The sequence below is a fragment of the Fervidobacterium changbaicum genome (assembly GCF_004117075.1).
Taxonomy (GTDB): domain Bacteria; phylum Thermotogota; class Thermotogae; order Thermotogales; family Fervidobacteriaceae; genus Fervidobacterium; species Fervidobacterium islandicum.
This window is the reverse complement of sequence record NZ_CP026721.1, coordinates 1,944,921-1,967,937: the sequence shown is the minus strand read 5'-3', so window position 1 is coordinate 1,967,937 and position 23,017 is coordinate 1,944,921. Positions and strand designations below refer to the sequence as shown.

21 protein-coding genes and 1 pseudogene are annotated in these 23,017 nt (G+C 43.1%); all 22 read right to left on the bottom strand.

Annotation, left to right across the window (positions count from 1 at the left end; translation table 11 throughout):
* On the bottom strand, positions 1 to 1,326 hold the full coding sequence (locus CBS1_RS08945) for an MFS transporter (protein WP_241685517.1): 1,326 nt from the start codon (positions 1,324 to 1,326) through the stop codon (positions 1 to 3).
* Between the two features lie 178 nt (positions 1,327 to 1,504).
* Positions 1,505 to 3,664 carry a carbohydrate ABC transporter permease gene (locus CBS1_RS08940; RefSeq protein WP_176759496.1) on the bottom strand — a complete coding sequence of 720 codons (2,160 nt, stop codon included), beginning with the start codon at positions 3,662 to 3,664 and terminating at the stop codon, positions 1,505 to 1,507.
* Positions 3,665 to 3,685: 21 nt separating this feature from the next.
* Positions 3,686 to 5,008, bottom strand: coding sequence for a carbohydrate ABC transporter permease (locus CBS1_RS08935; protein WP_090222658.1), 1,323 nt, complete (start codon positions 5,006 to 5,008; stop codon positions 3,686 to 3,688).
* Positions 5,009 to 5,040: 32 nt separating this feature from the next.
* On the bottom strand, positions 5,041 to 6,423 hold the full coding sequence (gene hslU / locus CBS1_RS08930; RefSeq protein ID WP_164969299.1) for an ATP-dependent protease ATPase subunit HslU: 1,383 nt from the start codon (positions 6,421 to 6,423) through the stop codon (positions 5,041 to 5,043).
* A 53-nt stretch (positions 6,424 to 6,476) separates the two neighbouring features.
* Positions 6,477 to 7,697 carry a M16 family metallopeptidase gene (locus CBS1_RS08925; protein WP_090222655.1) on the bottom strand — a complete coding sequence of 407 codons (1,221 nt, stop codon included), beginning with the start codon at positions 7,695 to 7,697 and terminating at the stop codon, positions 6,477 to 6,479.
* A 1-nt stretch (position 7,698) separates the two neighbouring features.
* Positions 7,699 to 9,783: a polyribonucleotide nucleotidyltransferase gene (locus CBS1_RS08920; protein WP_090222653.1), complete on the bottom strand. Its 2,085-nt coding sequence runs from the start codon at positions 9,781 to 9,783 to the stop codon at positions 7,699 to 7,701.
* A gap of 161 nt (positions 9,784 to 9,944) precedes the next feature.
* Complete coding sequence (locus CBS1_RS08915; RefSeq protein ID WP_090222651.1) at positions 9,945 to 10,517, bottom strand: electron transport complex protein RnfA; 573 nt, start codon at positions 10,515 to 10,517, stop codon at positions 9,945 to 9,947.
* The gene (gene rsxE / locus CBS1_RS08910; RefSeq protein ID WP_090222650.1) at positions 10,514 to 11,170 is read right to left on the bottom strand and encodes an electron transport complex subunit RsxE; all 657 of its coding nucleotides are present in this window, start codon (positions 11,168 to 11,170) and stop codon (positions 10,514 to 10,516) included. The genes CBS1_RS08915 and rsxE overlap by 4 nt, the downstream gene beginning before the upstream one ends.
* Positions 11,170 to 11,871, bottom strand: a complete 702-nt coding sequence (locus CBS1_RS08905; protein ID WP_090222648.1) for an RnfABCDGE type electron transport complex subunit G — start codon at positions 11,869 to 11,871, stop codon at positions 11,170 to 11,172. The genes rsxE and CBS1_RS08905 overlap by 1 nt, the downstream gene beginning before the upstream one ends.
* A complete protein-coding gene (locus tag CBS1_RS08900) occupies positions 11,868 to 12,851 on the bottom strand; it encodes an RnfABCDGE type electron transport complex subunit D (protein WP_090222646.1) in 984 nt (327 codons plus the stop codon). Before CBS1_RS08900 ends, CBS1_RS08905 begins: the two co-directional genes overlap by 4 nt.
* Positions 12,848 to 14,155 carry an electron transport complex subunit RsxC gene (rsxC, locus tag CBS1_RS08895; RefSeq protein WP_033191423.1) on the bottom strand — a complete coding sequence of 436 codons (1,308 nt, stop codon included), beginning with the start codon at positions 14,153 to 14,155 and terminating at the stop codon, positions 12,848 to 12,850. The genes CBS1_RS08900 and rsxC overlap by 4 nt, the downstream gene beginning before the upstream one ends.
* Before the next feature lie 170 nt (positions 14,156 to 14,325).
* A complete protein-coding gene (locus tag CBS1_RS08890) occupies positions 14,326 to 15,147 on the bottom strand; it encodes a hypothetical protein (RefSeq protein WP_090222645.1) in 822 nt (273 codons plus the stop codon).
* Complete coding sequence (locus CBS1_RS08885; RefSeq protein WP_090222643.1) at positions 15,126 to 15,614, bottom strand: hypothetical protein; 489 nt, start codon at positions 15,612 to 15,614, stop codon at positions 15,126 to 15,128. The genes CBS1_RS08890 and CBS1_RS08885 overlap by 22 nt, the downstream gene beginning before the upstream one ends.
* Entirely contained in the window at positions 15,611 to 15,931 is a 321-nt protein-coding gene (locus CBS1_RS08880) for a hypothetical protein (protein WP_033191425.1), read from the bottom strand. The genes CBS1_RS08885 and CBS1_RS08880 overlap by 4 nt, the downstream gene beginning before the upstream one ends.
* Positions 15,932 to 15,964: 33 nt before the next feature.
* Entirely contained in the window at positions 15,965 to 16,711 is a 747-nt protein-coding gene (locus CBS1_RS08875) for a FliA/WhiG family RNA polymerase sigma factor (RefSeq protein WP_241685516.1), read from the bottom strand.
* Complete coding sequence (gene cheD, locus CBS1_RS08870) at positions 16,708 to 17,187, bottom strand: chemoreceptor glutamine deamidase/glutamate methylesterase CheD (RefSeq protein WP_090222641.1); 480 nt, start codon at positions 17,185 to 17,187, stop codon at positions 16,708 to 16,710. Before cheD ends, CBS1_RS08875 begins: the two co-directional genes overlap by 4 nt.
* Before the next feature lie 4 nt (positions 17,188 to 17,191).
* Positions 17,192 to 17,806 carry a CheY-P phosphatase CheC gene (cheC, locus tag CBS1_RS08865; RefSeq protein ID WP_090222639.1) on the bottom strand — a complete coding sequence of 205 codons (615 nt, stop codon included), beginning with the start codon at positions 17,804 to 17,806 and terminating at the stop codon, positions 17,192 to 17,194.
* 28 nt (positions 17,807 to 17,834) lie between these two features.
* A complete protein-coding gene (locus tag CBS1_RS08860) occupies positions 17,835 to 18,503 on the bottom strand; it encodes a flagellar brake protein (protein WP_176759495.1) in 669 nt (222 codons plus the stop codon).
* Positions 18,503 to 19,060, bottom strand: coding sequence for a PilZ domain-containing protein (locus CBS1_RS08855; RefSeq protein ID WP_090222635.1), 558 nt, complete (start codon positions 19,058 to 19,060; stop codon positions 18,503 to 18,505). Before CBS1_RS08855 ends, CBS1_RS08860 begins: the two co-directional genes overlap by 1 nt.
* A complete protein-coding gene (locus tag CBS1_RS08850) occupies positions 19,057 to 19,893 on the bottom strand; it encodes a P-loop NTPase (RefSeq protein WP_033191430.1) in 837 nt (278 codons plus the stop codon). The genes CBS1_RS08855 and CBS1_RS08850 overlap by 4 nt, the downstream gene beginning before the upstream one ends.
* Positions 19,874 to 20,992 carry a flagellar biosynthesis GTPase FlhF gene (gene flhF, locus CBS1_RS08845; RefSeq protein WP_033191431.1) on the bottom strand — a complete coding sequence of 373 codons (1,119 nt, stop codon included), beginning with the start codon at positions 20,990 to 20,992 and terminating at the stop codon, positions 19,874 to 19,876. Before flhF ends, CBS1_RS08850 begins: the two co-directional genes overlap by 20 nt.
* Positions 20,989 to 23,004 (bottom strand): annotated as a pseudogene (gene flhA, locus CBS1_RS08840) (flagellar biosynthesis protein FlhA). Before flhA ends, flhF begins: the two are co-directional and overlap by 4 nt.
* Between the last annotated feature and the right edge of the window lie 13 nt (positions 23,005 to 23,017).

Here is a 23,017-nt window from a genome sequence, read left to right as displayed (position 1 = left end):
CTAATCTCTCGACCTTCTCAAAAAGACCTGACCAATTTCCACAAATTTCAAAGGTCTATGACCTTCCATCCCAAAATCGAGCCTCACAAACGAAATTAAAGCAATTATTCTTAACACAAAGGCCAACATGAACATCACATTGTATCCCGTAAGCCCGAAGAACCGCCAATCTTTTATTGCATTCAAGGTGAGTCCACCAAGATAAGAAGCGATGAGTGAAGAAATACCAGCAACGAACGAATGCATGGATATGTATATTTCGCTTGGTTCCTGTGCCAGCTTCAAAAGTAATGTGAAGTACGCAAGATTTATCGCACTCCATCCCATCGCGGCAATAATCACGTCTATGATGAGTAAGTACTTGTAATTGTTGGGAGTCATCATCGAATAAAGAAATGGTATGGCTAACACCACCGTGATTCCGTACCTAATCATGTTCTTTTCCCCAACGTTCTCGGCAACTTTACCATAAAATGTGTAGAAAAACATCGCAAGCAAAGAGTTTATGATATTCAACACTCCAAGGAACGAATACGGCACCTTCAGTTGTGATACTTCGAAGTAGCTGAAGAAAGGTCCTGCAAATTGTATTGCAAAATTCCATATAAAAACAAAGACGATAAAATTTCTAAATTTCTTATTTTTCAAAGTCCTCAGCGGCATCGTCAATCCGTATTCCGCAACACTAGTTTCCGGGATTTCGTGCAAGTACAGAAGATAGGCGGTATAGAGGAAAACCAAAGAAGAAGCAAGATAAATAAGCAAAAGTGCAGTTTTTCGTTCGAGGTACTGAAGTATCATAGAATAAGAAACCCAAGCAACCAATCCGGCAAAAGTAGCCACGGTATTTCTCATTCCGAAGTACTTGTTCCTCGTTTGCTCAGGAACGATCTGTTTCATCGCTGAGGTCCAGAGGCTTCCCACCAAGCTGTTTAAGATACTAAATACGATAAATGGTAGTGCTACGATGATTTTATTCCTAACACCCGTTACCAAAGAAAGCGGTATGATTACAAAACTCGACCTTGCGATAAAAGCAAGCCAGAAAATCGCTTTTTTTCTGGAAGGTATGATTTTGTATATTACTGGTGTGAAATACTGAATCAACTGGGAAGAAGCGGGCAGCACTGCTAAAACGGAAATAAGCACAGGGTCGAAATTGAAGTATAGTGCCAGTGTAGAGTACACGAACCCCTGCGTTGCGTTGAATGCCAATGTGTAAAGTGCTCCTTCCACGACCGATAACCTCATCGTCCTCGAATAGCTCTTCAATTTCGGTATTTCTGAATAGCTTCCCTTTGTCTTGTCCACTTTTTCGTCAGACATCTAATTCTCCGTCCCCCTTTGAAAATGCCTACCAATAAAATGCTATCACGATTTGTTCGTTTTTTGAACTATCTATTTTAAAAATTACCCCAGGAAGAACTCAATCCTGGGGCAATTTGTATGTTCGATTTATCTAAAATCACTTGTTTATTTCTTCGATTCCTTCGCAGGCTTTGTATTACTTTAGACCGGTTCTTGCGATGCCTCTAACGAAGTACTTCTGAGCGAACAGGAAGATAATGACAACAGGCAGTATACTGAACGTTGCCGCAGCCATCAGCATGTTGTACAGCGTACCTACTTCCGAACTGAAAGCCTGCAACCCAACTGTCAGAGTTCTATACTTCGGACTGTTTGTCACTATCAATACCCACAAGAACGCATTCCAGCTGCCGACGAACTTGAGGAGTGCGCTCGTAATGATCACAGGTTTGCTTAGCGGTACGACTATCTGCCATAGGAACCTCCAATGCGACGAACCATCGATCTTCGCAGCATCGAAGAGTTCTGAAGGTATACTCATGAAATGCTGACGCATAAGAAAGATCGAAAAGACGCTGACGATCCATGGAACAATAAGTGCGTAGTACGTATCGATCCATCCGAACTTCGTAATTGTGATGAAATTTGGCACAAGCAAGACTTCCCCGGGAACCATCATCGTTGCGAGGAATATGCTAAATATTATGCCTTTGCCTGGGAAGTTCATCCAAGAGAACGCATATGCCGCCATAGCTGAGACCACGATTTCCAGAATCGTCGTAACCGCTGCGATAAAGACCGTATTGAAGTAGTACCTTCCAAATGGAGCTGCATTCCAAGCGTTCACATAGTTCTGAAATACGTTCTTAAACACATCGCCGGCGCTAAATTTCAAATGGACTGTCTTAATACCATCGTCAACGAAATAGACCGGATGTACACCATCAAGGATGATTTCAATGTTCTTGCCTTCTTTTACCAGAACGTCTTTAACAAATTTCGGAGCCGATACAACGCGCCAGGCGTAGACCGTTTGCTCGTATATAGCCCTAAAAGTTTGCAGTTCAAGTGAGTTGAGTGCAACTGTTCTGAATAATTCTTCTGCGTTAGTTATCTCTCCGGCGTACGCATCAAGTTTGGACTTTGTGGCTGAGTACGATAGATTGAATCCCACATGTGACTCTATGGCGTTAATAAAGGTTTCGTAAGACTCATTCAGCAAAGCCTGAGCATCTAACCCGTTTTCTGCAGCGATATTGATTAGGTTACCCAAAAGTGTCTTAAGCGTCGACAAGTCTTGACTTTTCACGTTAAATTTCGTTGCAACTTCCTCATCAAGCTTTTTAGCGAATTCCTCAACAGCGTTTTTCAGAGCTGTTTTTCTTATAATCTGTTCGAGTAAAGCTTTATCTTTAAGGTCTTGGACACGCTCTATCAGCAACTCCACGCGCTCTTGTTTGCTGAGTGGAACAGCAATTATGTCAGAATCACTTACCTCATTTTGCACCTTTGAGAAGTAATCCTTGGCCTTTACATAGAAGTTTATGTTTTCAACGTACTTCCCAACACCGTTGCTGACCGCGTTATTGTAATTCTCGCTCGCTTCGTTTATGCGTGGATATCTAAAATCGTACTTATTCAAAATATCCCTTATTGAATCTATCTCCTCGTCGGTTAGAACAAGTTCTGTCCCAGCTTTGTATTTTCCGACTTCTGCCTTAAGCACCTCGATGTTTTTGAGAGCATCGTCCAAAAATTTCTCGAACCTGGCCTTCTCGTTTTCATCGCTTATCCTGTCGACTCCGAATGTGAGGATAGTATCTACGATATCGGCTAAAGAATCGAGCGAGCCGACCAAATTGTCGACAAAAACGTCCCTTTTGAAGTACGGACTGGAACCGGTCTTGTAGAAAAGCAAGAGATTTTCGAAAAACTGTTCCGGATTATTCGCATCGGCTTTAAAGTCACTCGGAAGTGATATCTGCGATAGGAAATCGTTGAATTCCTCTTGTGAAACACCTTTCGAGTACTTCGTTCCCTTGAATGGAATCGTTAAGGTTCCTCTGTAAAACGGATCGTCGTTAACAACTAAGTTCAGACCCGTGCTTTTTTTCGCAACAAATGAAAGTGCTTCTCGCAAACTCAAACCTTTTACGGTCGATACTGATCCTGTTGAAGGGACAACTCTAACGTCTCTGCTTGACGCAAAAGACTTCGTCGTCCATCTCGGTGGCCATGTGTTAACCTCGGAAGGCAGCTTGAAAGAAGTGACCACCATCCAAGCGAAAGGGGCGATCATAATAACTGTACCAAGTAATAAAAGTAGGTATATTATAAGCTTTTTCAATTCTCTCATACACCGTTCCCCCTCGAAGCGTCAGCTGACGTATTCGACGACTTTGTCGCCGACCCTGTACTGAATGAATGTAAAGACAAGAATCACTAAAAAGAGCAGATACGCCGCCGCACTTGCGATTCCCATCCTCTGCTGGCGGTAGAACAAATCGAATACATAGTAAACCATCGTCATACCGCTGTTGCCGTAAGGTCCCGGTAGACCATCGTAGAGGGTGAAGACCTCTTGGAAGACCTTAAACGCACCTATAACGGAGACTATAAGCAAAAAGAACGTGGTCGGTGAGAGTAAGGGCCATGTGATCTTCAAGAACTTCTGCATACTATTCGCACCGTCCACATCGGCAGCTTCGTAGTAAAACGTATCAATATTCTGCAAGCCGGCTAAGAAGATCATTGCGTTATACCCAACATGCCTCCAAATAGAGACTATACTGACGGTCGGTATCGTCCATTTCGCGTCCTTTAACCACTTCACAGGCTCCAATCCCATAGAAACGAGTATGTAGTTGAGCAAACCGACATCATCGTTGAAAATCCACTTCCAAATTAGCGAGACTGCAACAACCGAAGTGACGAATGGTATGAAAAAGACCGTTCTGAAGAAGGCCTTAAACCGCTCTATACTGTTCAAAAGAAGCGCAATTAGTAAAGAAAGGCTTAATCCGATTGGGACTGTGAGAATCACGTAATATGTTGTGTTCACTAACGCTTTAAAGAACAAGTTCTTCTCGGCCGCATCGATCAAAAAGTCCACAATGCCGTAGCTTTGGCCGTTGAAAGCCCCTGTGAATTTAAATTCAAAGAGCACGTAGGTAACAAGCCATATTGCAAATCCAATCCATGCATGGTCTGCGAGCGTTTTTGAACTGACTAGCCTTGCTCGCAAGAACAAAGCCAGCAAACCAGCTGAAACGATTAGCGAAACAACCAACCTTCCTGTAGAAAGTTGTGCTCTTGTAAATCCATAGCCAACAAGAACTAGAATGTATGAAGCTATTAATAGCAACTTTCTCCATTCCAACTTTCTCTTGTTAATCATCTCAACAAACGAAAAGATAACCATCAAGAGCAAAATAGAGAGCACTATGTAAAGAGCGCTGTAAATCAGTCCTTTGTAGAACGGGAACTTCACCGGATAGTCGAATTTCAAAATCTCCTTGTAATTTCCAAATCCGTAAAAATACGGGTTCTTCATATTTCTGAAGTCCCATTTGAAAAAGCTCAGCACGAATGAAAAGCCGATGGGCCAGAATGTAAAGATACCAAGCACAACAAGTGATGGAAGCAAAAACAAATACGCTAAGAGACTTTCTTTTACCCGACTTGCCTTAATGCGTGCCATCAATCCCACCCCTCAAGTATATTTTAAGCTCATCAAAGGATGTAAGCTGCTGCGTTCTCATCTTCGACTATGCCGCTCAGCTTTTTGTTGACGTATTCTTTGTTTATAACTACCTTCTTCTCTACGTCGGGTGCTTCGAACATAATGTCTTCGAGGAGCTTTTCGACGACGGTGTAGAGTCTCCTAGCACCTATGTTTTCCATCTTTTCATTAAGCTTGTACGCTATCTTTGCGATTTCTCTTATCGCATCTTCGGTGAAGTCTAGTTCTATTCCTTCCGTGTAAAGCAGTGCCTTGTATTGTTTCAGCAGTGCATTTTCCGGCTCTGTAAGTATCCTTACAAAGTCTTCTTCTTTGAGAGGTTCCAATTCCACCCTTATCGGGAACCTTCCTTGGAGCTCTGGAATGAGATCTGAAGGTTTGGACATATGGAATGCACCAGCACCTATGAAGAGAATATAATCTGTCCTAACGGGTCCGTATCTTGTTGTTACCGTCGTCCCCTCGACAATAGGCAACAAGTCCCTTTGGACACCTTGTCTTGAGACATCGGGTCCATGACCTTGTCCGGTTGCCGCTATCTTATCGAGCTCGTCTATAAATATGATTCCGCGTTCCTGCGCTAAAACGAGTGCTTTTTGAACGACTTCATCCATATCAATGAGCTTTTCCGACTCAATAGGAGCAAGTATCCTTCTTGCTTCTGAGACCTTCATTCTCCGCCTTTTCTTCTGCTTTGGCAGTATATTTCCAAGTATCTGCGAAAAATCGATACCCATGTCTTCCATATCCGGCATTCCAACGAAACCTACGCCGGGCTGGTTAACTTCGATGTCAAGCTCGATTTCCATATCTTCCAACTCGCCGTTTTTTAGTTTTTCCCTTAGCTCTGCCCTCTTTCTGCGAACGTCTATCTCTTCTTGCTGTTCCTGTTGACCTTGAAATGCTGCTTGGAATCCGAAGATATTTGCAAATGGTATACTTTGCTTTTTGCTCGGTACCAATGCTTCCAATATACGCTCTTCGACCAAATCTTTCACCTTTGGCTCAACTTCTTTAATCTTCTCTTGTTTCACCATGTTCACAGCTATCTCTACCAAATCCCTTATCATCGAATCCACATTCTTGCCGACGTATCCCACTTCTGTGAACTTCGTCGCTTCAACTTTCAAAAATGGTGAACCAGATAATTGTGCAAGCCTTCTTGCAATCTCGGTCTTACCAACACCAGTTGGACCGATGAGGAGAATATTTTTCGGTATGACCTCTTTTTTCCATTCTTCTGGGAGTCTTTGCCTTCTAATTCTGTTTCTTATCGCTATCGCAACAGCCTTTTTTGCCTCGTACTGTCCGATGATGTACTTATCAAGTTCTGCAACGATTTGGCGAGGTGTCAAATTGTCAAAATTCGTCAAGTTTGCAAAATCGCCCATTTTAAGCACCTCCAGTGCTTGTGATGTGTCTATGCCTAAACACAAATATCTGGGAGCCCAACTTGCAGCTCTTGTTCAGGTGTTACGTAGGCAAGTGACCACTGCCCCGCTATCATCTTTTCGAAAACTCTTTCCACATCTTTTTCACTAACAGTCTTCACACGCTCTATAATCTCGTCTACGCTCTTTGCCTGTACATCGTTTGCCAGATACTGTGTATAGAGTGAAATGAGCGAAGACGTGCTCTCGGTCAGAAGCTCAAGGTACCCTAATAGACGCTTTTTTCCGTAATCGAAAACTTTTTTGTTGAGTTTGAAATTCTTCAAAAGTGAGTAGAGTTCATCAACGAGTTTTGGAGCATTTTCAGTGGAGGTTGCGGCGTATATCAAGAACACTCCCCATTCTTTGCTTTGAAGGTGGGATACACTGATATCGTAGACCAATGCTTTTTTCTCCCTGATTTGTTCAAACAAGACCGAACTCATACCACTTCCAAGCAGCGTTTTCAAAACCATCGCAGCATACACGTTCTCTTCATCGGCCAGAGGTGTCCCATCGTGGGCAAAGAGAAGGTGCATTTGCTGTGTTTCCTTAAACTTGTCGCAAACAATGCCTGTCTTAAGCTTTGAGCCCTGTTTTACCGTCTTAAACCCATCTGTCAGCTCCAACTCCTTAACAAGTTTCAAGTCTTTCTCATCAACGTGACCAGCGATTACGAGTTTCACATTGTAGGGTGAATACATCTCAGCGTGGAATCGTTCCAAATCTTCTCTTGTTATATTTTTTATCGTTTGCTCAGTTCCAATTATCGATTTTGAATGTGGACCGTCTATGAGCTCTTCAAAGAACTTATTGAAGAGTCTCTGCTCAGGGACTTCTAGGTCGGAATAGTACTCTTGGAGTATTATCTTTCGTTCAAGTTCAACGTTTCTGTCTGTGAACTCAGGTTCAAAAACGATTTCTCTGAGTATATTAAATGCGGTTTTAAAGAACGAGGATGGAACCTTCGCATAATACACCGTGTCTTCCTTGTCGGTCCAAGCGTTTAGCAAACCGCCAACCTGCTCTATTGGATACTTTATTTCTTTGAGTGTTCTCTTCTTCGTTTTTCGAAAAACTGTGTGCTCAATGAAATGTGAGATACCGAGCAAATGGTCCGGTTCATAGACCGGACCACTTCCAACGATAAAGGCTATTGTAGCAGATCTAACACCGGGGATTTCGTAGTAGTATATATTCTCTCCAAGTTTAAGCATATTATTCCTCAACCCTCCTGAGCTGGAACCTTCCAACTTCGTCTATGCTGATAACCTCTACTCTCACTCTGTCTCCAACCTTGAAAGAGGTGGGCTTTATGTTTCCGAGCTTCGATGCGTGCGCCAAACCTATCTTACCAGGTGCGATTTCAACGAAGATACCGTAATTCTCCACCCTCGTGATCTTACCATCGTAGATATCACCTATGGAAATATCGCGGAACATATTTTGGATGTAGTCTACAGCTTGCTGAACCTTATCTGGGTCAACACCGCTGACCGTTACCTTTCCTGTTTCATCGTCGATAGAAATCTCCACGTCAAACATCTTTATGATTGATTTTATTATCTTTCCACCAGGTCCTATCAGTTCACCACTTCTCGTTGGGTCGATGTAGAACCACTTGATTCTCGGTGCGTACGGCGAGAGTTCTTTGCGTGGTTCAGGGATCGTTTCGTAAAGTTTGTTGAGTATGAACATCCTTGCCTCTTTTGCTTGATAAAGCGCACTCCTAAGCAACTCCTCACTTACTCCAGAAACTTTACAATCCATCTGGAATGCCGTTATGCCATCTCTTGTACCTGCAACTTTGAAGTCCATATCACCCCAGTGGTCCTCAAGTCCTATGATGTCTGTCAGTATGACGGACTTACCTTCTTCCAAAATCAACCCCATTGCAACACCTGCAACGTGCTTTTTTATAGGCACTCCTGCATCCATCAGAGCAAGTGATGCAGAACAAACAGTCGCCATCGACGAAGAGCCGTTGGATTCAAGAATTTCAGAAACGACCCTTATAACGTACGGAAATTCTTCTTCCGAAGGCATAACCGCTTTGACAGCACGTTCAGCAAGATGTCCGTGCCCTATCTCTCTTCTGCTCAATCTAACTGGTTTCACTTCGCCGGTTGAGAACGGTGGGAAGTTGTAGTGCAACATGAACCTCTTTGTTCCCTCTTCGATCAACGTGTCGATTATCTGCTCCTCAGCTGGTGAACCGAGCGTTACAATACCAAGGCTCTGCGTTTCGCCCCTTGTAAATAGTGCAGAACCGTGTGTTCTTGGTAATAACCCAACTTCACAGCTGATAGGTCTTATATCTTTTGGCCCTCTTCCATCTGCTCTCAGGCCGCGCTCGATTATGATCTTCCTCATAAGCTTTTTGGATAATTCGTCATATTTTTCTTTCAACGGCAATTTGTACTCTTCTTGCTCTTCCTCGCTTATGTTGTTGTCCTCAAAGAATTTCTGAACGATACTTTCATAGTACTCATCAGCCATTTCGACACGTTCCTGTTTTCCGCGTGTGAATATCCTCTTTTCCAATTCATTCATATCCACGTACTGCGCAAACTTTTCAACGAGTTCCACGTTGTACTTCGGCTCTGGCAGTGGCATTTTTTCCACATTGAATTGGCTGATAATCTCTTCTTGGAAAGCGACGATCTCCTTTATAGCCTCGTGTGCAACCATAAGTGCCTGGAGCATCTCATCTTCGGTAACTTCCTTCGCTTCACCTTCAACCATAGTAATTGCATCTTTCGTTCCAGCAACCACAATATCTATCTTACTTCTCTCCAGTTGTTCGGCCGTTGGAAAGATGACGAACTGGCCATCGACGTAACCAACTTGTACGCCGGCAACAACCCCATCAAACGGGATCCTTGAAATATTCAGGGCCAGTGATGCAGCGGATATTCCTAATACATCCGTTGGACAGTCCGGATCAACGGATAAAACTGTAACAATTACCTGAACCTCATTCCTCAACGTTTTCGGGAAAAGTGGCCTTATAGGTCTGTCGATGAGTCTTGAGGACAATATACCACTTTCTGAAGGCTTTCCTTCACGTTTTATAAAACCTCCAGGTATTTTACCAGCCGCGTAGAATTTCTCCATGAATTCCACCGTTAGTGGTACAAAATCAACACCTTCAACGACCTTATCAGAAACGTTCGCAGTTGCCAAGACGACACTATCACCAAACCTTGCCCATATTGAACCTGCCGATTGCTTTGCTACCTTTCCGTGTTGGAATATCCATTCTTTCCCAAATAACGTCTTTCGCCATTCTCGAACCGACATAACTACACCTCCGATTTTCCTGGTTTTCGATTATTTTCCTCAATCAAATTATTTTATCACAGATTATATGATTTTTGAATCGTCTGGAACATCAAAATATGAAGAAAGAAGTTCCGGTTCCCCGGAACTTCTTTATCTTACACTTTTGCACTGGCATGTTATTATTTTATCATACCTTGGAATCCCATGAAAGCAAGTGAAAGTAACGATGCTGTTATCATCGAGATTGGAAGGTTAATGAACGGCCTTGGCACATCGTAAAGTTCAAGTTTTTCTCTGATTCCAGAAAAGATAACTAACGCCAGCAAAAATCCTAATCCTGCACCAAGTGCGTTGAAAATGGCCTCAAAGAATGTGTATTTCGATAGACTATTCACTATCGCAATACCCAAGATGATACAGTTGGTTGTTATCAGTGGCAGATAAATACCAAGCGCTTCATAGAGTGCGGGATTATTCTTCTTCAAGAACGCCTCGACGAATTGAACGAACGTAGCTATAACGAGTATGAAAACGATTGTTCTCAGGAACTCAAGCTGGAATTTTATGAGTATCAAATCGAGTCCCCAGGAGATAGCGGAAGACATAACCAATACGAATATCACCGCAAGTCCCATTCCTACAGCTGTTGAGGTCCTCTTTGAAACGCCCAAGAATGGACATATCCCTAAGAATCTGACAAACACGTAGTTATTGACAAGCATTGCAGATAAAAGAATTAAGAAGAGCTTCATGCTGCTTCACCCGCCTTTTTTTGCGCCTGTTTTTCCTGTTCCGCAGCTTTCTTTGCTTTTTCCTGCCTGTTGATTGAAATCGCCGCAAAAAGTGCTGCGAGTAATCCAAGGGTTAGATAAGCACCAGGCGGGAGTATCATAACGAACATGTTGAACGCCTTACCCCAAACATTGATATCGAAAATCGTGCCGTTACCAAGCAGTTCTCTGATGCTACCAAGTAAGGTCAAACTGAGTGTGAAGCCAACACCCATACCCAAACCATCGAGCAAAGAATCGACAACACCGTGTTTTGATGCATAAGCTTCCGCTCGTCCCATGATGATACAATTAACGACGATGAGCGGGATGAACAAACCGAGAGTTTTCCATAGGTCATAAGTGAACGCATGCATCAACAAATCCACGATGGTCACGAACGTAGCGATGACTGTAATGAAGATAGGTATCCTTATCTTCTCTGGTACAGTTTTCCTGATGGCGGATATAACTATGTTCGACATGACAAGAACAGCTGTTGCAGCTAGTCCCATACCAAAACCGTTTTTTGCACTTGTTGTCGTCGCAAGTGTCGGACACATTCCAAGAACCTGCACGTACGTTGGGTTTTCCTTTATTATACCCTTGGTGAACTCTGACATCTTAGAGGACATCATTCCTCACCTCCGAGGTACTTTTCCCTAAGAAACTTGTACACCGCATTCAATGAACTTACCACTGCCCTTGGCGTAATCGTTGCACCGGTCATCACATCGGAAACCTTTACGACACCTTCTTGTTTAACTTCCTCTGGGTCTGCGCTTTGTTTACCAGCGTCTTTGTCAACCTTCAAACCGTTTTTGAGGCCTGATTCCGGTATTGGGAAGAACCTCTCCTGTACGTTGGACTCCCCTATTTTCGCTCCAAGTCCCGGAGTCTCCTGAGAATAATCAAGCACTTTTATCGCCTTGAGCGTGAGTTCACCTGAGTTTTTATCGAGCATAAAAGCAGCCATTGTAACAACATTTCCACCGTAACCGACGGCACGACCTGTCAACACAAAGTATCTAGCATTCCCTGTCTCGAACTCATAAACCGGAGAAATCACGGTTCCTACTCCGTCTTCAAAGAGTACGTTCCCCATCTCATTTCTCTTTTCAAGAACGATCTTCTTTATTTCATCAACATTAACAATAGTATTCCCATTCTCATCGGTCAAGAGATTCACCATCGAAGATATCACATTTTCAAGTTCAGCCTCGGCAATTCTATCTTTTGTAACCGTGTAAACCAATCCAAGTGCAATTCCCGCAATAAGTGTATAAATCATCAACGTAATACTCATTTTAAGCATTTCACGTCTGTTTTCTTTCATCCTTTTCGCCTCCCAAAGATCCTTGGCTGGGTGTGTCTATCGATTATAGGTACCAAACTGTTCATGAGAAGAATAGATAGAGAAACACCCTCTGGATACCCGCCAAAGTATCTGATGAGCATCGTCACAATACCACACCCAAGACCAAATATGAACTGCCCTTTAATGGTCATTGGGCTGGTAACCATATCAGTAGCCATGAAGAGTGCTCCAAGCATGAGACCTCCGGCCAACATATGGAAGAGAGGAGAACCAAATCGTTCAGGATTAACTGCGTAGAAGATTGATGCTATCAGCAGTACAGTGCCGATATACGTAACAGGTATGACAATTTTTACACGCTTTCGGAAGACCAAATAGAGGAACCCTATAAAAAGCAGAACTGCACTCGTCTCACCGATACATCCACCGATGTTTCCAAAAGCTAAGTCAAGGTAGTTTGTATCTGCCATAACCTTTGAAAATCCCTGCAATTTCAATATCGCAAGCGGTGTTGCCGTGGTTTGGGCATCTGTATACCAACCTGTAAACGATGCGATTGGTCTATACCAAGTTGTCATAGCTGTTGGGAACGAAACCAACAAAAACACCCTTGCTGCTAACGCAGGGTTGAAGATGTTCTGTCCAAGTCCTCCGAACGCATGTTTCACAATGGCGATAGCAAAGACAACACCTATAATCAACACCCACCAAGGCGTCGCAACACTGAGATTCAGCGCAAGCAACAACCCAGTAACCGCTGCGCTCCCGTTTGGAAGAAAGCTCTTGTCCTTTCTCAACACCCTCATTATGAAAAGCTCAACCAATTCCGCACTTACCATACCAATAATAGAAAGCAACAACGCATACAGTCCAAAGAAGAACGTACCTGCAATAACTGCTGGAACAAGCGCAATGATAACATCTATCATTACCTTCCTTGTTGAATCCTGTGTTCTGACATGTGGTGCTGGAGAAGTGAGCAGTTTTACGTTCTTCATTTCTTACCACCTCGCAGTGTTCGGTAGACCTTTTTCGCAAGCTTGATTGACTTAACGTGGTCAACGTTAGCTGGACAAATATACGAACACGAACCGCATTCGATGCAATCAAGCAGCCCAATTGCCGCCGCTTCGTCATACTTCTTCTTTCTCGCAAGTAAATCGAGCAGGTACGGTTGAAGGTTCATTGGACATGCGAAGACGCAATAAGAACACCTAATACAATTTGTGCTTTCCCTCTTTTGCTCAGGTATAACCGTTATACCGTTATTTCCCTTTAAAAGAGGCGTATCCAAATTTGGAACAGGAATTCCCATCATTGGTCCACCCATTAAGACCTTCAGTTCACTGTAACCCTCAGTAAATCCGCTACCGAGATTTTCAATAATCCAAGATATTGGCGTCCCTATCCTAATCCACCAATTGCCCTTTTTATTCACACCTTCACCTGTTAACGTCATCCCGCGTTCAACCAAAGGTTTACCATCCACAACGGCTTGTTTTATCGCAACCATCGTACTCACGTTTTGGACAACCACGCCAACATCGGCTGGAAGCCCACCGCTTGGTACTTCCCTACCGGTGATCGCCTTTATCAACTGCTTCTCAGCACCCTGTGGATACTTTGTCTTCAACGCCGCAACCTTTACTTTCCCGTTCCATTTCTTTTGCAGATACTCAATTGCATCCTTTTTGTTGTACTCGATGCCGATGTAAACTTCCTTAACCCCCAGAATCTTCTTAGTGATCTCGATGCCTTCAAGTAATTCTTCATCCATCTCGAGCATCACACGGTGGTCAATTGTGAGGTAAGGTTCACACTCTGCACCGTTGATAATGAGCGTATCAACAGGCTTAGGTGGGTTGAGTTTCACATGCGTTGGAAACATCGCACCTCCGAGCCCCACAACGCCGGCTCTCTTGACCTGTTCAATGAGCTCCTCTTTCGATGCGTTTGTCCAGTCCAGTTTAGGTAGCAAATCCCACTCATCTTCCCCTGTCCTTTGAATCGTTACGGCCTCAACGGCCATACCGTGAACCGCGCTATTTACCTTGGCAACGCTTGTTACGGTACCTGTGACTGGAGAGTGAACGTAAGCAGAGATTGGACCTTGGGGTTCGCCAATAACCTGTCCTGTCTTCACCTGTTGCCCAACTTCAACCACTACCTTTGCTGGTGCACCCGCATGTTGTGCCATAAGCACGACAACCTTTTCAGGAAGTGGAGCCTTTTGAATCTTTTCGTGCTCAGTAAACTTCTTTTCAGGTGGATGGACTCCTCCTTTGAAAGTCAACAACTTCACTCACCACACCTCCCGGTAAAGAAAATAAAAATCGATTGACTGCTAAGTATTTGTAGATTGGCAGTAAACAACAAAAACTGGAGTTAGACAAATATACACCCCTGCAAATATTATATACCCTTCTTGAGTATTTTTAAAAGAGCATTTTTGTCTAATTTATATGAATTTTCTCAAACCAAATGATAAACAAATTTGTCTTCGTATTTGAAGACAATAAAATCTCTTTGTATGAGGTGTTTACGCTTCAGTCGGTCAACCTTTGACTGGTCAAAGTACACTCTCAGATTTTTGTTCGGTAGGATCTTCAGGCTGGCCACAGCTTCTAAAGGGATATCGCGATAATAACCATGAAATTTCAAGAGCGATATGTTGTACTTTGCACTGAGTGACCTAACGGCTTCAAGTATGACAGACTTTTCGACGTATTGGGCGGGCAAATAATCGATGGAACTAAGGATGGGGGGCAATTCTTGTGATTTTCGGAATTCTACTTCAAAAAGTTTACTTAAACTCTTCATCTCGATTTTCCTAAACTTTATAGTACTTCCCAAAACCTCGGTGTTTTTGATAATCACTATACCATCTGGTACGTTGAGTAGTTCGCCAGCGATAACTTTAAGGCCTTCGGACATAAAATGCAAGGCGGGTGCCTTGAAATTGATTACGAAGGTATTAAAGATTTGCAGTGCGTTTACCTTGAAATCGTCTTTATTCAGAGACAGGCTCTTAAAACTCGGATGGACAGAGTCGACTATATCTTTAACAACGAGGTCTTTGCTTTCGCCTATGAAGAAGTACCCACGGAACGAAACACTCAGTACAGAGTGTAAACTGTGAACGTCAGGCGCATCAAGTTTGAATCCTTCTACACGAGCAGGAAAAGACACTTTGAGTTCTTCAAACGCTGCTTCTAAGGATATGTTTGGACTTTTATATTTCAAAAATCCAAGTTCCATCTTTAGTGTTTCTATTATTTCTCTTGCGATTCGCATATGTAAGCCAGGGCCCTTTCAATCCTGTCGAAAGGTTCCAAGATATCTATTTTTGATGCGTATTCCAGTATCTTTTGTACTATCGTATCATCAACCTTACTATTTTCAGGGAACGTTATCCTGATGCTCTTGTTGTTGAAATTAACGATCGCTTCATTACCTTCCTTCTTCTCCGGAAGACTTTGCGGTAGCATCGTAACCATAGCCATGTTCTTATCGAACAAAAGAGCCGGGTCTTGGACCAGAATCAACTCAGGTTTATTTTCCAAGCGCTGGACCAACCCCTTTGCTATAATCTCCGTGTGCAGGTAGTACTCCAGAGAATTACCGTAGATGATCTCTTGAAGCTTTGTTGGAGTAACAGGTTCGGAATATTTGAATTCGACAGGAATACCAACATCGTTCACAACAAGCACACCACCGAGGTGCTTTCCATCTATGTTCATCACACTTAAATACCCTATCACACTCTCACATCCAACATGTGTGCTCCGTCTTGTTTGACGATCTTCTCATCATGTCTTTCTGACTTCCTTTTGTTCGCACTTTGGAAGTATTCCCCTTGACTCCTACCGTCGGTTGCCGTTTTGACGTTCTTTTGTTCTGTATTTTGAACATTGGTCGTGCTACGCAGTTGTGCTTGAGACTTTCTTTCAACACTCTGTGCACTGTTCATTGTAGCTGCTTGCGCAGCGTACTGCTGGATACTGAGCATGTGTGAACTGTCATGACTGACCCTCAGGATAATCGTTTGGTTTTGAATTCCACTGATTGGTTCTGCCATCGTGCTCACCTCTGAGCTCTTTTCAATGAAACTTCATTTTTTGCCTTTGCTCTCAGCCTCTGTGGGTTGTTTTACATGTTGCAATTCGAGCATCGTTCTGAGCTTTGAGATAATTGCGCCGATGATCTGGGAAACTCTCGATTCACTTACATTTAGTACCTCTGCGATTTCTTTTAGTGACAACTCATGCTCAAACCTCAAGGAAAGGATAAGTTGTTCTTTTTCGTCCAATTTATTTATCGACTCAACAAGCTGTTCGTAAAGTATGGATTTCCAAGCTTTCTCCTTAACGTCCTCTTCACTCGGTACTTCGTAATAGTTGGAATAATCGGTACCTTCTTCGTCCGAACCAAACAAGTACTCATCCAAATTCACATATTGTTTTAACAACAACTCGTTATAAACTTGCTGAACTTCTCCGACAGTCATTCCCAGAATCTCAGCCAACTCTTCAAATGTAGGTAGTCGCTGGTTTTTGGCATAAAAATCGGCAATCTCTTTATCGAGCCTTTTGATATCCTGCCGTACGTTTTTTGGTAAGTAATCCAGCTTTCTCAAATAATCTATCATCGCACCCTTAATGCGTGAATAAACGTATGTTTTGAAAGTCGCACCCTGTCGTGGGTCGTATTTGTCTACAGCTTGAAGTAGAGCTATAACACCTTCTTGTATGAGGTCATCTATTTCAACATTATGCGGCAAATTCACCTTTAAATCCCTTGCCAGACGCGTGACAAGAGGAAGGTATTCTTTGACAATAGCTTCTTTGTTGAGAATCAAATCTCAACAACCTCCACAGAGTCACCAGTTTTTACTTTTCGAATCAAGAGCTTACCAGTCTCTATATCATATTCTATACTTCTTGCTTTATTTCCACCTGTATCTTCTGCCAACAACCTAATCCCGTTCCTTTGCAGAGCATTTTTGACCGCTTCTACATTCCTTGCACCTATATCCATTGCCGACTGGAACATAGATGCGCCGCCGGCGATCTTTGCTTCCAACCTCGAACGCGACGCTCCCATCTTCATCAGTTCTTCGACCACAAGATTAACACCCGTGTCTGCGAATTTACCCGGTGTATTTGTTGGACGTCCGCCACTGTCAGGGAGCATCACGTGGACCATACCACCGACTTTAGCCACCGGGTCTCGGATACAGACGCCTACGCAAGACCCGAGCCCTAAGGTTACTAATATTGCGGGGTTTTTTTCAACCGCCCATTCTCCGATGCCTATTATTACCTTTTTTTTCATCCTATCACATCCCCAAAGCCCTCAGAAGTTTCTCCAGAGAGTCCACAGAAGGAACTAACAATAAGTACCCATGAAGTGTTTCTTCCAGGCCCTCTATCTCTATGAGAGTTTCAACAAGCATTATGTTTTCCTCACCTGCCAGTGCAAGCGGTAATGAAATTTCCGAGATGATGGCACTTATCATATCAACAAGCAATTCCGGAGGCTCTGGATTTATGAAAAGATTCGTAAACCCTGCAAGTGCGGTTATGTAAGAACCGCAGACGATATTGCCGATCTCTTTGAGCATTGAGGATGTAAATTCATCCATCTCTGTTATATCATTTATCTCCATTCCTGTTAACACTCTGGCTAAGGTTCTCACAGCTTTTGGATCGAAAATCAACAGAATTTCTCCGGTCATGTCTTCTTTCAGTTCCATTTTTACAGAGCAAACCACTTCCTCAGGATTTTCAAAAAGGAACGGAATCTTCGATATCGGTATAACCTTTACCTGCGGGACAGATATTTCGACCTTTTTATCCAGCATCATTGATAACGCGGTTGCAGCATTACCCGTACCTATATTTCCCACCTCTTTGATTGCATCCAATTGCGTCTCGGTTAATTTTTCCAGCATCACTCTTCCTCCCTTCAAATCCAAATTGCTATTTAATCGTTTTCATTTTAATCTCTTTCTGGAACACGAACCTTACAAGTAGTTTTTCCAAATTTGCTGACAGATCTAAGAATTGAACACCATACATGAAACCTTCGTCTGTCGGTTCATCTTGACGTACTACTTTGGATTTCTGTTTATTTAAAGAAAGCTCATTGTCGAGTTTCAAATCGATGTATATTATATCACCGACGCTCAAATATTTTTTCGTTACCATCAGCAACCCACCTGCACTGAAGTTCCTGGTAGTGAACGCATAGGACTCCGCATCTGGTTCATTTGAGAGGTAAAATGTTCCCTCTAAGAAAAGAGGTATTCGAACAAACTTTCTGCGTTCTGTTTTTCGCACATTTTCTGGGAATGGCACAGGAATGGCGTACATATTATCACGTTTGATAACGCCAAGCGAGACCGTATCAAACTCATAGATTGAAGACCTATCGAACAAATTCACAGTCATTCTGACACCCTTTGGAATAGGGACAAACCTACCCTTATAAGAAGGAATGGAAAGAAAAAGAATGCGTCTTGCCGTATCTATATCAACCACATTGCTCTTGTATTCCCCTTCTAATTCTTTCACCAGAGTTATCCTTATCAACGCTGGCAACCCTATCTTTAGCGCCTTTTCAGCTTCAATAAGCTCAACGTACGCCATCAAATAACCTCTCCTATGTTTTTATACTTTTCCACAAGCTTCATCCAAGAACTACTTGGATTTGGGATATAAACCCCGTATCGATAGCATTCTTCCTCTTCAACAGACCACATCACAGTCCCATCAATTATCTCTTCAGTGTTATTCCTAAGTCTCATTTCAACCGATTCCTTGACCCTTGGTTTGAATTCGGAAATCACTTGGCATCCATTTTCGGAAACATCGATAATTATCGAATGAAAGCCGTATATCGAGCACGGTTCAAAAGCCGCATACCGCGGTTTCGCACGTCGTTGTAGGATTCCTGCTTTATCCAAGGCTGTATACTCGTAAATACCTTCCTGATGAGCGGTCAATTTACCAATAACTGACAGGACAAAGCCTTCTATAGGTATATCCACCCTCAGAATCTCAGGGACGGAGGCAAAAGAAAGAAAAGAAATTTTAAGATTCCTACCATGAAGCTCTCTTAATCTTACGAGTAGCTCACCATCTTTTGAAAATCCTCTCAGCACAGCCCCAGAGAGGTTAGCATTCACGTATTCTTCCAATGTCACTTGTTCTCACCTCTGAAGAACCTTAAAAACCTTTGGATTAACGTATCTTCCTCGATCTTTTTTATCTCACTTCTAAGTACATAAGATGCTATGCGCATGATTGAGAACGATGGTTGTATACTCCTGTATTTCAACACGAAAAGCTGTCGGTCGTTAATGCTCTTGACAACAAGCGGGTGTTCCTTTATCATTGTGACTGAAGATACTTTGTTACCCACAAACTTTTCAACAACCTCCGAAAATCGCTCCATAAGGCTCGTCGCCTCTTTTATATTCTGAACCATGTTCGCCACAATATGGATGTCGTCCCCTTTTATCCCCTTTATACTGAGCAACTTTATCATCGTGTACGTGTTAACCACAGAGGTCGGCTCCGGTGTGGTCAATATGATAAATTTATCAACCAACGCCAAAAATGGCATGTACGAATTTGAAAATCCTGGAGGCATGTCCATAATGACAACGTCGTAGTTTTCAAGTAGCTTCAAAAAATTAGTTGCGAAGTCTTTTAACACCAACTCATTCGTGGCAAGTAGGTCTGAGACATCACCGCCTAAAGATATGAGGTCTATACCGTAACTCGTAGGTGTTATTAAATCTGTTATGTCGCACTTGTGATTCACAAAATCTTTTATGCTGTGCTTTGGATAAACTCCGAGTAATATATCGGCATTGGTAAACCCTACATCTGCATCAAGCAGCAAGACCTTTTTCTCATTTTCCGCAACAACTGCAGCCAAGTTCGTGGCAACAAGTGTTTTCCCAACACCTCCTTTTCCACTTATAACCGCGATGATTTCACTGCTTTTGAGGCTACTTGCCTGATCTCGCATTTTTCAACACCTCGCGTGCAAGAAGAACCGCCAATTCTCTGCTGTTTGCCTCCATTATATCATCTGGTACTCTTTGCCCATTCGTTACATAGGCGATGGGAACATTTAAGAACGTGGGCACGTTTACGAAATGTCCGTACGAAGAAGTTTCATCCATTTTGGAGAGCACAACGTGTGTAGGCGATACTATCGAAAATCTATCGGCTATCTCTCTAACATCCTCTGCTCTGTACTGCATGCCTATAATTAAAAACACAAGGTCTGGATCGACAACCTCGGCCATCGCCTTGATTTCAGTCATATGGAGTTCATTCTTCTGACTCCTACCTGCTGAGTCTATTAGAATCACATCGTAATCGGATAAGGCTTCGACCTCCAACTTCGCTTCCTTAGGTGTGTACGCAACTCTAATTGGGACATCAAGGAGCATCGCGTACGTTTTCAATTGGTCAACAGCAGCAATGCGATAAGTATCAAGTGTGATAATTCCCACACGCTTGTGGTCGTTCAGCTTCAACTTTGCAGCCAACTTCGCCAAAGTCGTTGTCTTCCCAACGCCCGTTGGCCCAACAAAAAGCACCTTCCCTTTCATTTCAGGTATAGACGTATTCATGAAAGGAAGGAACATCTCAGAGAGTATTAGTCTTGTATTTTCGTTGCCAAAATCAAGCTCTTGGTATTTAACCTTAGCGTATTCTATCACCTTCTCGGTGATTTCCTCGTCCACATCCTGCTTTTCCAAAGCCTTTCTTAAATCTTGCACCCACTGTGGCTCATTCGCCCGTTGAGATGCCACCATCGATTTTAATTCAAGCATCATCCTCTTCAGCTCTGTTAAATCCTCAGTAGACTGCTGAGGCTGCTTCGTTTTCGAAAGTATTTCCTGGAGTTTATAAATCTGGCCTTTTTCTTCCGTTTGAGGGGTCTTCTTTTCTTCAACCGCCGCTGTAACTTCCAGGTATGTTTTCGCACCTATACCAAGGAATCCACCTTTTTTAACCTTCCTGGTACTTAATATAACCGCGTCTTTTCCAAGCTCACCCCTTATCTTTTCAAAAGCCTCCTTGATATCGGTTACGAGGTACTTTTTTACAATCATATCCTCACCACACCCTCGATTGAAAGATTGACATCTTCTGGAACTTCCTCAAATGCAATGACCGTAACTCCAGGGATAAACCTCAGAACCATCTTTGCAAGATAAGGTCGTATCGTTCCCGAGACTATAAGAATCGGCGAATAGCCTTTCCTCATGAGCTTTTCCAATTCCTGAGAGATTCTCTCTATTACTTCTCTCATAATCTGTGGATTAACACTCAGATATCTGCCCTCATCACTCTCTGAAATCGACTCGGTAAGCATCCTTTCTAATTCGCTATCAAGCGCAACTGCGTGGATTTGCTTGTCTTGACTTAACAATTTACTCGCGATCTGCCTCTTCAATCCCCTTCTAACATATTCTACCAGACTTTCTACATCTCTTGCCCTTTCCGCGTTGTCAAGAATGAGTTCAAATATGAACGGCAGATTCCTTATCGACACGCCCTCTCTCAATAATTCTTGCAAAACCTTCTTCACTACTGTTGGCTTTACAACATTGAATACTTCGTCAACCAATCTATCGAATTTGTTTCTCAAACCATCAACCAAGAGCTGAAACTCTCTGTTACCAAGCAACTCTGGTGCGTACCTTCTCAAAATCTCCGTCACATGCGTAGCGAAAACCGTTGGAGGATCAACAACGGTAAAACCTTTTTGAATAGCCTCATCCCTTTTCGATTCGTCTATCCAAAACGCTTGAAGTCCAAACGCGGGTTCTTTTACCTCTATACCAGCTATGCGCTCAGTAACAAACCCCGGATTAATCGCAAGCAGCCTGTTCGGGAATAGCTCGTACCTGGCAACCTCTGCACCACGTATGAAGATAGCGTACTCGTTTGGTTTCAATAACACGCTATCCCTTACCCTTATAGGTGAAAGCACAAGCCCCAGCTCTTGGGCAAGCTGCCTACGTATCATCGTCAAGCGTTCCAACATATCTCCACCTTGCGAAAGGTCAGCAAGAGGTAGAAGACCGTATCCAATGTTGATTTCCACAGTGTCAGATTGCAAAACCTCGGCAACTTCTTCAGGTGTTGACAGCACAGGTCCTGCTGGTACACCTGCCGCTCCAGGAGGTGCACCTCCAACACCGGGAACTCCAGCTATGCCAGGTTGGACCTCTGGCCTAGCTTCTTCTTTTATCATGATACCGACGATCAAAAACAATCCACCGATGAGTAAGCTTGTGAACGTAGGCAGAGGTGTGAACAATCCAAGGAGGATTATCACCACTCCGGTTAGTATTATAACCTTCTTCTCTCCCGATAGTTCCCTTATCAACTCAGTTCCAAGGTTATCCTTAGTCGCACTTCTTGAAACGATGATGCCCGTTGCCGTCGATACCATCAGCGCTGGTATTTGGGATACCAATCCATCTCCAACGGTGTAGAGTAGAAACGTCTTTGCAGCATCAGCAAAGCCCAGCCTGTGCATCAATACACCGATTATTATACCACCTATGCTGTTAACCAGCGTGATGATTATACTTGCTATCGCATCTCCGCGGACGAATTTTGAAGCACCATCCATCGCACCATAAAAATCGGCTTCGCGTCTGATTTCTTCTCTACGTCTTCTGGCTTCATCTTCCGTTATCAAACCTGCGTTCAAATCCGCATCGACACTCATCTGTTTTCCTGGCATCGCATCGAGCGTGAACCTTGCCGCAACCTCTGCGATCCTCTCAGAACCGCGCGTTATCACGATGAATTGGATTATAACAAGTATTAAGAATACAACAATACCGACAACGTAGTTTCCGCCAACTACGAAATTACCAAACGTCTGAATGACCTTTCCACCGAACTTCGGTCATTCAAGCAAAATCGCCCTTGTTGAAGCAACGTTCAAAGCCAGACGAAATATCGTAACTATCAACAGCATCGTCGGGAACGAAGCGAGCTCAAGCGCGTGAGTGATGTACATCGTTGAGAAGAGTATAACCAAAGAAATTGAGATATTCAGCAATTGGAAAAAATCCAGTAAAAAGTCCGGAATCGGTATGATCATCAAGAGCACTATC

Coding starts and splice junctions, on each gene's coding strand:
- CBS1_RS08945 (WP_241685517.1), bottom strand. CDS start 1,326: ATGTCTGACGAAAAAGTGGACAAGACAAAGGGAAGCTATTCAGAAATA.
- CBS1_RS08940 (WP_176759496.1), bottom strand. CDS start 3,664: ATGAGAGAATTGAAAAAGCTTATAATATACCTACTTTTATTACTTGGT.
- CBS1_RS08935 (WP_090222658.1), bottom strand. CDS start 5,008: ATGGCACGCATTAAGGCAAGTCGGGTAAAAGAAAGTCTCTTAGCGTAT.
- CBS1_RS08925 (WP_090222655.1), bottom strand. CDS start 7,697: ATGCTTAAACTTGGAGAGAATATATACTACTACGAAATCCCCGGTGTT.
- CBS1_RS08920 (WP_090222653.1), bottom strand. CDS start 9,783: ATGTCGGTTCGAGAATGGCGAAAGACGTTATTTGGGAAAGAATGGATA.
- CBS1_RS08915 (WP_090222651.1), bottom strand. CDS start 10,517: ATGAAGCTCTTCTTAATTCTTTTATCTGCAATGCTTGTCAATAACTAC.
- rsxE (WP_090222650.1), bottom strand. CDS start 11,170: ATGTCCTCTAAGATGTCAGAGTTCACCAAGGGTATAATAAAGGAAAAC.
- CBS1_RS08905 (WP_090222648.1), bottom strand. CDS start 11,871: ATGAAAGAAAACAGACGTGAAATGCTTAAAATGAGTATTACGTTGATG.
- CBS1_RS08900 (WP_090222646.1), bottom strand. CDS start 12,851: ATGAAGAACGTAAAACTGCTCACTTCTCCAGCACCACATGTCAGAACA.
- CBS1_RS08890 (WP_090222645.1), bottom strand. CDS start 15,147: ATGCGAATCGCAAGAGAAATAATAGAAACACTAAAGATGGAACTTGGA.
- CBS1_RS08880 (WP_033191425.1), bottom strand. CDS start 15,931: ATGGCAGAACCAATCAGTGGAATTCAAAACCAAACGATTATCCTGAGG.
- cheD (WP_090222641.1), bottom strand. CDS start 17,187: ATGAAAAAAAAGGTAATAATAGGCATCGGAGAATGGGCGGTTGAAAAA.
- cheC (WP_090222639.1), bottom strand. CDS start 17,806: ATGCTGGAAAAATTAACCGAGACGCAATTGGATGCAATCAAAGAGGTG.
- CBS1_RS08860 (WP_176759495.1), bottom strand. CDS start 18,503: ATGGCGTACGTTGAGCTTATTGAAGCTGAAAAGGCGCTAAAGATAGGG.
- CBS1_RS08850 (WP_033191430.1), bottom strand. CDS start 19,893: ATGCGAGATCAGGCAAGTAGCCTCAAAAGCAGTGAAATCATCGCGGTT.
- flhF (WP_033191431.1), bottom strand. CDS start 20,992: ATGATTGTAAAAAAGTACCTCGTAACCGATATCAAGGAGGCTTTTGAA.